This is a genomic window from Paenibacillus sp. FSL L8-0502 (assembly GCF_038593055.1).
GTDB lineage: Bacteria > Bacillota > Bacilli > Paenibacillales > Paenibacillaceae > Paenibacillus > Paenibacillus polymyxa_D.
Genome location: NZ_CP151958.1, coordinates 3,240,584 through 3,252,768, shown reverse-complemented (window position 1 = coordinate 3,252,768; position 12,185 = coordinate 3,240,584). Strand labels below are relative to the sequence as shown.

Sequence of the window (12,185 nt, the reverse complement as noted above, 5' to 3'; positions counted from 1 at the left end):
CAACATTCGCCCACAACCTGCATACATATGTATGGAATGATTGATTGTATGGAGGAGGTTCAAGAATGGCATTAAGTCATAAAAATCGTAGAGAGATTATTACCAAAGCGATCTGTGGTAAAGGTCGCAGATTCTCTACCGTAACCCATACCGTAACTCCGCCGAATAATCCGACGAGCATTTTAGGGGCATGGATTATTAACCACCAGTATGAAGCTGTGGCGGCGGGGGACGGCATTGAGGTCGTCGGGACGTATGATATCAATATTTGGTACTCATACGATAAAAACTCGCAGACCGATGTTGCCAAGGAAACGGTGTCGTACGTAGAAAATGTGCCGCTCTCGTATCTTGATCCGAAGCACCGGGCGTCTACAGTGGAAGTATCCGCCGAAGCTACACAGGAGCCGAGTTGCGTCGAGGCCAGTGTGTCTTCTGGAGGTGGCAGCGTAATGATCCGGGTCGAGCGGGAATTTGCGGTGGAGCTGGTGGCGGAAACGAAGATTGTTGTAGAAGTATTCCCGAATGGCAGTAGCGATGATTTTGACAAAGACTTTGATTTTGGAGCGGAAGAGGGGGACTATGAGGAGCTCGACCCCGACCTCATTGACGACGAGCTCTGACAGAAGCAACCAAAAAGAGGGCCGCTTTACTCTTGCGCCGGCTGATTCTGCGCAGGGGGCAAAGGCCCTCCTTTTTTGTTGTTGCGGGTTGAAATTGGATTGAAATCCGTACGTAGTTCGTAGGGGGGATATAATGCAGCAGCCAGGACAGGCGCTCATACGCTTCAGGCAGATGCCAAATGATGAAAAAAAGCGTAGACTGGAGCGTTCAGGCATAGCGGTGCAGTGGATGGATAGCAGTATAGCAGATTTTGCGATAGGCTACGCGGTGCAAATCCATCAACTGCGAGTATTGGAGATTCGTAGGCGTGCCATCGAAGGCCCTTCCAAAGTCCGGGCATACGATCTGTCTGAACTGGATCAACATTCACCGCTCTATGTCCGGATGGAGCGGCTAGCTGTACGTGCGTTGTATACACTGGGTTTGGACAGTGGTGAGGTGATACTGACGCCGCTGGGGGAGCGCAGCTGTCAGGTGCGTGAAGTCTCGGCACAGCCATGGTTGAACGATAGACGTTTGGCCGCGCTATATGAAATTGCTGCGCGCGAAGGGGATGTTGAGGGTGAGAATCTTTCAGCGCAACGAGGGAAAGATCGACTACTCATCGGAATGGACCCTGAATTTGTGCTGATTCGTATGCCAGAGGGACGGGTCGTGCCGGCCTCAAGATATTTGGGTCGTCTCGGCATAGCCGGCTGCGATGCTGTTACGCGTCGAGGACGAACGCTGTATCCAGTCGCTGAGCTTCGTCCTGCTCCGAGTGGAGATCCGGACCGTCTGCTGAAGCACCTGCGTCAAGCTTTTGCAACCGCAGCCCGGCGCATTACCGACCGCACACTCATCTGGCAGGCGGGGGGGATGCCGCAACCGGGTTTTCCACTGGGCGGACATCTGCATTTCAGCGGGGTTGCGCTAAACGGTGCCTTGCTCCGGGCACTGGATAACTATTTGGCACTGCCTTTGGCGCTACTGGAAGACAAGCGTGCGGCCCGGCGCAGACCGCATTATGGCAATTTGGGTGATTTTCGACGTCAGTCGTATGGAGGCTTTGAATATCGTACACTGCCCAGTTTTCTTATCTCGCCACAGCTAGCGAAAGGTGTGATTGGTATGGCGTTTCTCATTGCTACTCAATATCCGCGTTTGCAACGTAGGCCGCTGGGTGAAGAGGAGGCTCACAGAGCCTTTTATGAAGGAAATCAATTTGTGCTTAAGGAGTATATGGAACCTCTTATTTTAGATATGGTTTCACTGGAAATATACTCGCAATATGAAGCTTATGTAGCGCCATTGCTGGACAGCCTCCGCAAGGGGAAGCAGTGGGATGAATCACGGGATTTGCGCCCCTTTTGGAAGCTTACGTAAAATCAAGTGTCGACACCAGGAATGGTTTCATGTTATCGACTGTCATTTTTGATATAATGAGAGATAATTATAAGTTTAAACGGAACAAAGTGTGGGGGTTAGTAAACGGTATGTCTAAATATACACCGATGATTGAGCAGTATTTATCCATAAAAGAGCAGGCTAAAGATGCATTTTTGTTTTTCCGTCTGGGAGATTTTTACGAGATGTTTTTCGATGATGCAATTCTTGCATCCAAGGAGCTGGAAATTACACTTACGGGTCGTGAGGGTGGCGCCACGGAAAAAATTCCGATGTGCGGCGTGCCTTATCATTCAGCGGAAAATTACATACAGCGCCTCATTGAGAAAGGTTATAAAGTGGCCATCTGTGAGCAAATGGAGGAAGCCTCAGCTACGAAGGGGATGGTGCGGCGGGATATTGTCCGCGTTGTGACCCCGGGTACAGTAATGGAAGGCAAGGTGCTGGGTGATAAATCCAACAACTACATGGTATGTGTCACAGAGACGGACGGGATGCTGGCTCTTGCGGCGTGCGACTTGTCAACAGGTGAATTGTATGTGACCTCTGTGCCTGATTCGAAAGAATGGCTACTAGATGAAATAAACATTTATGAGCCGTCCGAAATGTTGGGGGATGGTCATCTGCTTGATTTTGTGGCTTCCCGTATGTCCCCCGTTGGACGGCGTGTTGTGTATACGGCCTGGGACAAATCCAAGGATGATTTGGTTCGGGATCAATTTGGCGAAGCCACGTGGGCAAGGCTTACGGAGGAACGCAGACGGTGCGTATCACGCTTGATTTCCTATTTGAATGAAACGCAAAAAAGATCGTTAGGCCAATTGACCCAAATCTCCGTATATGAGCCAAACCATTTTATGATTCTGGATCCATTTACCCGCAGGAATCTGGAACTGGTGGAGACAGTACGTGAACGCTCCAAGAAAGGCTCGCTGCTGTGGCTGTTGGATCGCACAGAGACTTCCATGGGAGCGCGTCTGTTGCGTCGTTGGATCGACAAGCCGTTGTTGAGCGGCAGTCTTATTGAGGAACGCTTGGAGGCGGTGGACAAGCTATACCACCAGTTTATTTTCCGAGAGGATGTACGTGCTCAGCTTAAAGAGATTTACGATCTGGAGCGTCTGGTTGGGCGGATTGCCTTTGGTAGTGCTAATGCACGTGATCTGATCGCTCTCAAGCTGTCGCTGGTCCGAATTCCTTCTTTACGCGAATTGTGCGCTGAATCTCCTTCGAAGACGCTGAGACAGATTGCACAAACGCTGGATAGCTGTACAGACCTGTGTACATTGATTGAGGAAGCGGTGGCGGATGAACCGCCGATTTCCGTAAGGGATGGAGGTCTTATTAAGGAAGGCTACCATCAGCGTCTGGACGAACTGCGCGAGGCGAGTGTGAACGGTAAACGTTGGATCGCTGAGCTAGAGGCCAAGGAACGTGCAGCAACCGGCATTCGGTCACTTAAAATTGGATATAACAAAGTATTTGGTTATTATATCGAGGTGACCAAATCCAATTTGGCTTCATTACCAGAAGGTCGATATGAACGCAAACAGACGTTGGCGAATGCGGAACGGTATATTACACCGGAGTTGAAGGAAAAGGAATCTCTAATTCTGGAAGCCGAGGATAAAATGGTTGATCTGGAGTATACGCTTTTCTCCGAGCTTCGCAGTAAACTAAACGCTGAAATTCCCCGTTTGCAAAAGCTGGCAGAGCAAGTGGCTGAAATTGACGTGTATCAGTCGCTGGCATCGGTTAGCGCGGAACGGGGATTCGTGAAACCTGAGCTGACTACAGGATATGATTTCGTAGTGGAGCAGGGTCGCCATCCCGTGGTGGAGGCTGTAATGAAAGATGGCGGTTTTATCGCCAACAGCACGGTATTGGAGGAAGCGGATGCGCATATTCTACTTATCACCGGGCCGAACATGGCTGGGAAAAGTACGTATATGCGTCAGGTCGCACTTATTGCAATTATGGCTCAAATTGGCTGTTTTGTCCCTGCTGCACGTGCCAAGGTGCCGATGCTGGATCGCATTTTCACACGGATCGGCGCAGCGGATGATCTTATCGGCGGGCAGAGTACGTTTATGGTCGAAATGGCAGATATCCAAGTAATGACGGACAAAGCAACTCCGCGAAGCTTGATCATTATTGATGAACTGGGACGAGGTACGTCTACCAGTGAAGGAATGGCAATTGCACAGGCAGTCATCGAATTTGTCCATGACACGATCGGCTGTAAGGCACTGGTATCCACGCATTTCCATGAGCTGGCGCATTTGGAGCAAGGCCTGTCTTCGCTGCGAAATTACTCTATGGCCGTGCAGGAAAGCGGCGACAAAGTGAATTTCCTGCGCAAGCTCATACCGGGAGCGGCTAGCAGTAGCTATGGTATTTATTGTGCTCGGCTTGCAGGCTTGCCCAATAACATTATTGAGCGAGCGAATGGACTGCTGAATGGTTTTGAACAGGCAGCGGCTCAAGTAACGGCAGGTACCGAGATAGTAGTAGGAGGGAAGGAAGGGACTGATCTTCGTACAGTTTCAGGGACAGAGGATATTTCTTCTTTGACCAAATATAATTCAGGCCAGACATTGCGAGAAAGCGGAGAAACTGCATCATCAGCTCAGTCTTTATCACAGCAGGCGACCCTGGTAAAAGAAGATACTCTACAGACTGTGGAGGATTCCAGCAGGTTGGAGCAAGGAGCAACCGAAGTGGTACAGCTGTCCATTTTTGGAGAGCAGGAGCTTGCCACCTCCAAGCCCCACGCAGAGACAGTAGAGACGAATCCAATTGTGCGCCAAATTTTGCGCAAGGTGAAGAATGCTGATGTCATGAATATGACTCCTTTACAGGCAATGCAGCTATTAAATGATCTTAAAAATAAGGCCAATGGCCTGTAGTTAAAATAAGTGACATTATTCTTATTTTTCATCGCACTTTGAAGTCAGGAGGAGGTTAAAAGGATGTCTAAAATTCGGGTACTGGATGAACATATTGCGAACCAGATTGCTGCCGGTGAGGTCGTGGAGCGTCCAGCCTCCGTCGTGAAGGAACTGGTGGAAAATGCGATTGATGCAGGCGGTACGCGGGTGGACGTATGGGTAGAAGAGGGCGGCTTGCAAAGTATCCGGGTGACGGATAATGGAAGTGGCATTGAGCCTGAAGACGTGGAAACGGCATTCTATCGGCACGCGACAAGTAAAATTGGACATGGTCGCGACCTGTTTCAGATCACAAGTCTCGGCTTTCGGGGAGAGGCGTTGCCAAGTATTGCGGCAGTATCGAAAGTAGAGTTGCTTACAGCAGCCGGAGATGACGGGCGTGCCCGTAAATTAGTGATTGAAGGCGGTAAGCTGTTGCTTCACGAGGATGCTGCTAGTAGGCAAGGGACGGATTTTACCGTACGGGAGCTGTTTTATAATACACCTGCAAGGCTGAAATATATGAAAACAATCCAGACCGAGCTGGGACACATTTCGGATGTATTGTACCGAATGGCGCTTTCGCACCCGGAAGTGGCCTTCACATTGCGGCATAATGGCAATACATTGCTGCAAACGCTGGGCAATGGTGATTTGCTGCAGGTGATTGCCGCTATTTACGGAACTTCTGCGGCGAAATCCATGCTGCTGCTAGAAGGAGAGAGCCTGGATTACCGAATTAGTGGCTATGTCAGTCGCCCAGAGTGGACGAGATCAAATCGCAATGCGATCTCGACAGTAGTGAACGGACGTTTTGTGCGTAGCTACGGGCTTAATCAGGCGTTGCTCAAGGCATATCATACCTTATTGCCGATCAATCGTTTTCCGCTGGCTGTGATCCAACTGGAAATGCATCCTTCTTTGGTGGATGTTAACGTTCATCCTGCCAAGCTGGAGGTAAGGTTTAGTAAAGAAGCTGAACTGTTTCAGCTGGTTGAAGATTCGGTAAAAGCTGTCTTAGGGCAGCAAGTGCTGATTCCGAAGGCAGTCAAGCGCGAGATCGGTGGCAAGGACAGTGGCTCGTTTGTGCAGGAGCAGTTTCACTTCTCGAAGGGAAATGGTGCGGAAGGGGATGCTCCTTCCGGCAAAGACCGGGGGGGAGCACTGCCACCTTCCGTGACTTCGCCGGAGAGCCAGGAATCGCGCCAATCCAATTACTTGAACAGGAACGAAGAGAATAACAGGGGTAGCCAGGAGCGTGAGCAACGTCCGAGCAGGGATAGTCTCTCAGCCATTGGACGGGCAAACAATCTTTCAGGTAAAAGTATTAATGATGATGAACTGGATGCAGATTTTGTGGAAGAAAACAACGGGAGTGAAGTTAAAGGGGAAGTGCCGCTCCCTGATGGGGCGACCGTACAGTCGTCCGAAGGAGATAATGCTGCAATAGGCACATCTTCTTTATACAGTGGAGGGATAAAGGAAACGGCTGCTTCTGCTGCTTACCCATCTTCTGTGCCGCCGATTGCAGGACAAGCTACGGATTCCCGTCATTTCGCGGATCAGAAGCCGCGCCAGCAACGTCTGGATGCGGAGCAATTGGCAGCGGTGTCGGGAGAAGTTCCAGAGCTGCCCACTTTTCCTGAACTGAATTTAATCGGTCAGCACCATGGGACATATCTGATTGCGCAGAACGACCAGGGCTTGTATTTAATTGATCAACATGCCGCACATGAACGAGTCAATTATGAATTTTATTATGAAAAATTCGGCAATCCTGAGTCAGTATCGCAGGAGCTGCTACTGCCAATTACACTGGATTTTACGCCTTCCGAAACGGAAAAGTTGAAAACAAGGCTGCACTGGTTTGAACAGGCGGGGGTGTATCTGGAGCATTTTGGCGGTCAAACCTTCCGTGTCAGCTCTTACCCGTACTGGCTTCCCCAAGGGGAAGAAGCGGATGTCATTGAGGAAATGGCCGGATGGGTGCTGGAGGAAAGAGCCATTGATCTTGCTAAGCTGCGGGAAGCAGCCTCAATCATGTGCTCCTGCCGGGCTTCGATTAAAGCAAACCAGAAGCTGACTGATCGGCAGGCTATTGTGCTGCTAGAGCGTTTGGCAGCGTGCAAACAACCTTATACTTGCCCTCATGGGCGACCTATTGTGGTTTCCTTTTCCACATATGATTTAGAGAAGCTGTTTAAAAGAGTAATGTAAGGGAGTATATATATGTTTGAGGACCGGGAAAACCGTGAAGAAGAGCAGTCGAGCCTACGGGAAAAGCAAGTCGAATTACTCGTCACGACAGGGGATTCCCCCTCGGCTGAGGTTGTGGAGCGAGCGAAGTTGCTTGCAGCCGAGTTAGGGGCGCTGTATGCCCCTCGTCGTGGCATATCGGTAGCTAAGCTAATTGCGGCTCACAGAGCCCGTCAAGCGTTGGTTCTGGTGCAGGGCGGAGTAAGGCTGATTAGCCCAGAACAACCACCGATGGCTTTTCACCCCAGTATGGGCTTCATTCGCGCCAAACGGGTATTAAAGGGTGAACCTGACCCGATGTTGACGGCTGCCCGGATCGTCCCGGGTGATACCGTGCTGGATTGCACTGCAGGACTTGGTACGGATTCTCTTCTATTTTCAATTGGAACGGGAAGCTCTGGACAAGTCACGGCTGTGGAGAGTTCTTTCCCCGTCTACGCTTTAATCAAGGATGGAATGAGGCATTACCGTTCCGGCAACGCTGAAGTAGATAAAGCCTTTTCCAACATTGACGTTCGTTTTGGTCATCATTTGGACTATTTGCGTAGTTTGCCGGATCGCAGTATAGATATTATTTATTTTGACCCTATGTTTCGTGATCCGTTGCTCGATTCCAGCGCAATTGGTCCATTGAGAGGGTTGGCAAATCCAGACGCGTTGAGTGAGGAAAGTATTGTTCATGCGAAACGGATTGCACGAAAAACAATTGTATTAAAAGAAAAACGGGGTAGCGGGGAATTTGCCCGCCTCGGCTTCCGTGTAGAGCAGCGGGGCACAACGAAAACAGTGTACGGAGTGATCGATATTGACAGTGGCACCTAAGCCTAAACTACTCGTTCTTGTTGGCCCGACTGCGGTTGGCAAGACGAAACTAAGCATTGAGATGGCTCGACAATTTGACGCGGAAATTATTTCCGGGGATTCCATGCAGGTATACCGTCATATGGACGTTGGAACTGCCAAAATTTCCGAACAGGAAATGGAAGGAATCAAGCACCATTTAATTGATATTCATGAGCCTGAATACCCATATTCAGTAGCCCAATTTCAGGAGGACTGTCGTCGTCTCATACCTGATATTCAATCTAGAGGAAAGCTACCGTTTATCGTAGGCGGAACAGGTTTATATGTAGAATCAGTCTGCTATGAATACCAGTTTTCCGAGGTAGGGGCTGACGAAGCTTTTCGTCAGGAGCAGCTGGACTATGCCGAACAGTTTGGAGCTGACGCGCTTCATGCGCGACTACAGGCGGTTGATCCCGAAAGTGCACTTCGTTTGCATCCTAATGATCGTCGTCGTGTCGTTCGGGCACTGGAAATTTACCATGTTAGCGGAACGACACTTAGCTCTCAACTTGCCAGTCAAAAAAAGGAATCTCCCTACCAACTCTGCATCGTAGGTTTGACAATGGATAGGCAAATGCTATATAAACGTATTGAAGACCGAATTGACGGGATGCTCGATCAAGGGCTTGTTGCTGAGGTAACCTCCTTAATGGAACGGGGAGTGCGAAGCGATGCCATCTCCATGCAAGGTCTAGGCTATAAAGAGATATCCTCCTACCTGCGGGGAGAGGTGTCTTTGGAAGAGGCGGTGACTTGGCTAAAACGGGATACGCGTCATTTTGCGAAGCGACAGCTCTCGTGGTTTCGCCATATGAAGGATATCCAGTGGGTAGATGTCACTGATTTCGGAAATTTTTCTGCTCATGCAGCCCAAATACACGAAATTATAGCAGGAAAGTTCCGGACAGACCTTGAATATACTTCAAAACAATCCAAATGATTATTGGGGGTACGGCTAAAATGAACAAGTCCATTAATATCCAAGATACGTTTCTGAATCAATTGCGCAAGGATTCTATACCTGTAACGGTATACCTCATCAATGGATTTCAGGTGCGAGGGACGATTAAAGCATTTGACAATTTTACGATTGTGATCGACTCGGATGGAAAGCAGCAGCTGATTTACAAGCATGCCATCTCCACCTTTACACCGCAACGCAATGTATCGCTTGTACAGCAACAGGATAGCGCTAGCGATAACTGATCACGGCTTGACGGTCGTCCGGGTTCATGAAACTTTTCAGGCGTCCGTCTCGTCTAACTGTATAGGAATGTGACCGGGAGCAACCTGATCAGGGTTGTTCTTTTCATTCCGTTTACTTTCAAGCTGCCGACAGCAAGCTTTAAGCTTATGTTAGGTACCATATGATTATTCGCGAAAGGGAGTCAGGGGAATGCCAAACGATTCATTGTCCAGATCCGGCAATCGCAATAGAAACACATCTAAAGAGAAGCCGAAGGGCAAGAAAAAGAAAATTACAGGTAAGCGAATTGGATGGACGCTGTTTATTACCGCGGCGGTAGCTATATTTTGCGCACTTGGTGGCTATTTATTTGTCATGGTAAATGGCGAAAAAATTTACGATGCGAACAAGGACAAAATTACAGTGAATGAGACATCAAAGGTTTATGACCGCAACGGTGTGCTCATGGGTGAGTTGTCTGTGCAAAAAAGTGATCCTGTCAAAAGTGAAGAAATACCAGACTTGCTCAAAAAAGCTTTTATTGCAACCGAGGATAAGCGTTTTATGGAGCATCAAGGAGTTGATATTTGGTCTATCGGTCGGGCAGCCGTTAAGGATATCGTGGCCCGTTCGGCAGTGGAGGGCGGCAGTACGCTAACTCAGCAGCTGGCCAAAAACTTGTTTTTGACACGTGACAAAACCTTTTTCCGTAAAGCGACAGAGGTATCCATCGCAATGGCGCTGGAGCGGAGGTTGACTAAAGATGAAATTATTACTCTCTACTTAAATCGGATTTGGTTTGGACGCTCCTATTCTGGAATTAAGGCAGCGTCGGAAGGTTATTTTGGGCAAACCAACTTAAAAGAATTAAAATTGTGGCAAATTGCTACATTGGCAGCTATTCCGAAAGGGCCTTCCAAGTATAATCCGATCAGTAACCCGGAGAACTCGAAGGCACGACGTGCGGTGGTTCTCCAGCTGATGTTTGAGCAGGGGATGATTGGAAAGCAAGAGATGGAAGAGGCCAAGGCTGTAAATTACAATTACAAACAACCAGAAAAAGTTCAAAAGTATCAAAATTTTATGGAATACGTCATGGATGAGGCAGAGGATGCACTGCCAGGAGTTAGCGGCAATGATCTGATTATTGGCGGTTACAAAATTCATACCACAATGGATGCCCAGGCTCAAAATGCGCTGGATCAGGCGATGGCAGATGATGACATGTTCGAAAAAAGTCCTGACGATCAGCCAGTTCAAGCTTCGATGGTCATTATTAACAACCAGACAGGTGGAATTGCCGCGATGGCACCCGGACGGGATTACAAAAAGGGAACCTTCAATCGTGCGACACAGAGCCGCAGACAGCCAGGATCGGCCTTCAAGCCGATTGTAGCCTATGCGCCAGCTCTCGAATCCGGTAAATTTACGATGGATACTCCTTTGAGTAACGAACGCCAGAGCTTTAACGGATACAGTCCGAAAAACTTGCATGGTTACTCGTCGACCATCAGCATGCTCGACGCGATTACGAAGTCTGAAAATATTCCACCTGTATGGTTGCTGAACCAAATCGGTGTGGAAAAAGGGGTTCAATTTGCCGAGAGCGTAGGCATTCCGATGGACAAAAACGATCACTCACTTGCTATCGCATTGGGTGGATTAAGCAAAGGAACGAATACCCTTGAAATGGCGCAGGCGTACAGCGCTTTTGCTAATAAAGGACAATTCCAAAAAGCTTATTCTATTAAGCAAATTAACAATAGTGATGATCAAGTTGTTTATACTCATGAAGAGGAAACTAAATCTGTAATGAGTGAAAAAACGGCTTATGAAATGACACAAATGATGCAAAATGTAGTCAATAGCGGTACAGGTCGCAAAGCACGTATTGACTGGCCTGTAGCTGGTAAAACGGGTACGACCCAAAGTGGAATTAGCGGTAACAGTGGTAACCGGGACATCTGGTTTGTCGGTTATACACCGGAATATACCGGAGCAGTATGGATGGGTTATGATAAGCCGGACAGTAAACATATGCTCAGAAACTATAGTGGGCAGTCGGCAGCCTTTTTCGGAAGGGTCATGGGTGAAGCTCTCAAGGGGCATCCGGTTACGCAATTCAGCGAGCCGAAGGGATATGAACCACCAGTAGAGCAGAAGCCAGAAGAGCCGGTTCAGGCTACCGCTCCAAGCGGGCTGAGCGGGTCTTATAGTCAGGACACCCAAATTGTATCGTTGTCTTGGAATGCGGCAGAGGGAGACAATGTACAATACCGTGTTTATCGTAAAGAGTCTTCCGAAGGAAGCTTCAGGACGATTATGGAGGCGATGAGAGGCACGAGTGGCGAAGATACGTCTCCTGTAGCTGGAAAAACGTATCAATACTATGTCGTAGCTTATGGAGCGGATGGTAAAGAATCCGCAGCTTCGAATACGATTAGTGTAGAAATTCCGACAGAGACTACTCCGATAGATCCGCAGCTAGGAAATGATCCTAATCAGGATGGAACTGTACCGGATAATGGCGAGAATATAGATGGTCAGGACGGCACAGACCAGGGGAATACGACTCCTGGAGGTACTGATAACGGTACTGGTTCTGACCAAGTTCCAACGTCTCCTGGAGGTAACAATGGAAATGGTACTGGAGGCACAGGCAACAGTAACGACAATTTTGGGAACGGAAACGATACAAATACGGGGAATGGTCAGACGACTACGCCGGATTCAGGTATAACTGATGAAAATACTATGACCAATCCAGAAAATACAGATGCATCTACCACAGGTGCTATTATGGATGGAAGTCAGGAAGGCAAATCCAACGGTCATTCAAACTCCAATCGTGGACGTCACAACCGGGATTAGCAAATATGTTTTATGTAAGATGATATTGGCTTCAAATCAAAGGTATTTTCGGACTGTTTTTACAGTCTGAAAATACCTTTTTTGCT

General features: G+C 48.5%; 8 protein-coding genes. All 8 read left to right on the top strand.

The window, feature by feature from the left end; all coding sequences use genetic code 11:
• The first annotated feature begins 65 nt into the window (after nt 1-65).
• The 8 genes from NSQ57_RS13855 (at nt 66) to NSQ57_RS13820 (ending at nt 12,099) form a co-directional block, all read left to right on the top strand.
• On the top strand, nt 66-623 hold the full coding sequence (locus tag NSQ57_RS13855; protein WP_013310588.1) for an outer spore coat protein CotE: 558 nt from the start codon (nt 66-68) through the stop codon (nt 621-623).
• Nucleotides 624-756: 133 nt separating this feature from the next.
• Nucleotides 757-1,989, top strand: coding sequence for a hypothetical protein (locus tag NSQ57_RS13850; RefSeq protein ID WP_340932399.1), 1,233 nt, complete (start codon nt 757-759; stop codon nt 1,987-1,989).
• A gap of 110 nt (nt 1,990-2,099) precedes the next feature.
• Nucleotides 2,100-4,919: a DNA mismatch repair protein MutS gene (mutS, locus tag NSQ57_RS13845; RefSeq protein ID WP_029518121.1), complete on the top strand. Its 2,820-nt coding sequence runs from the start codon at nt 2,100-2,102 to the stop codon at nt 4,917-4,919.
• 63 nt (nt 4,920-4,982) lie between these two features.
• Nucleotides 4,983-7,157: a DNA mismatch repair endonuclease MutL gene (gene mutL / locus NSQ57_RS13840; RefSeq protein WP_342424946.1), complete on the top strand. Its 2,175-nt coding sequence runs from the start codon at nt 4,983-4,985 to the stop codon at nt 7,155-7,157.
• 12 nt (nt 7,158-7,169) lie between these two features.
• Nucleotides 7,170-8,018 carry a class I SAM-dependent methyltransferase gene (locus tag NSQ57_RS13835; protein WP_342424945.1) on the top strand — a complete coding sequence of 283 codons (849 nt, stop codon included), beginning with the start codon at nt 7,170-7,172 and terminating at the stop codon, nt 8,016-8,018.
• Nucleotides 8,002-8,982 carry a tRNA (adenosine(37)-N6)-dimethylallyltransferase MiaA gene (gene miaA, locus NSQ57_RS13830; RefSeq protein ID WP_069010611.1) on the top strand — a complete coding sequence of 327 codons (981 nt, stop codon included), beginning with the start codon at nt 8,002-8,004 and terminating at the stop codon, nt 8,980-8,982. Before NSQ57_RS13835 ends, miaA begins: the two co-directional genes overlap by 17 nt.
• Nucleotides 8,983-9,002: 20 nt before the next feature.
• Nucleotides 9,003-9,248: an RNA chaperone Hfq gene (gene hfq / locus NSQ57_RS13825; RefSeq protein WP_029518117.1), complete on the top strand. Its 246-nt coding sequence runs from the start codon at nt 9,003-9,005 to the stop codon at nt 9,246-9,248.
• A 190-nt stretch (nt 9,249-9,438) separates the two neighbouring features.
• Nucleotides 9,439-12,099, top strand: a complete 2,661-nt coding sequence (locus NSQ57_RS13820; protein ID WP_322252543.1) for a PBP1A family penicillin-binding protein — start codon at nt 9,439-9,441, stop codon at nt 12,097-12,099.
• The last annotated feature ends 86 nt before the right edge of the window (nt 12,100-12,185 follow it).

What these genes read in the sequence shown, in the direction of transcription:
- mutL (WP_342424946.1), top strand. Translation starts at nt 4,983, where the DNA reads ATGTCTAAAATTCGGGTACTGGATGAACATATTGCGAACCAGATTGCT.
- NSQ57_RS13850 (WP_340932399.1), top strand. Translation starts at nt 757, where the DNA reads ATGCAGCAGCCAGGACAGGCGCTCATACGCTTCAGGCAGATGCCAAAT.
- NSQ57_RS13855 (WP_013310588.1), top strand. Translation starts at nt 66, where the DNA reads ATGGCATTAAGTCATAAAAATCGTAGAGAGATTATTACCAAAGCGATC.
- NSQ57_RS13820 (WP_322252543.1), top strand. Translation starts at nt 9,439, where the DNA reads ATGCCAAACGATTCATTGTCCAGATCCGGCAATCGCAATAGAAACACA.
- NSQ57_RS13835 (WP_342424945.1), top strand. Translation starts at nt 7,170, where the DNA reads ATGTTTGAGGACCGGGAAAACCGTGAAGAAGAGCAGTCGAGCCTACGG.
- mutS (WP_029518121.1), top strand. Translation starts at nt 2,100, where the DNA reads ATGTCTAAATATACACCGATGATTGAGCAGTATTTATCCATAAAAGAG.
- hfq (WP_029518117.1), top strand. Translation starts at nt 9,003, where the DNA reads ATGAACAAGTCCATTAATATCCAAGATACGTTTCTGAATCAATTGCGC.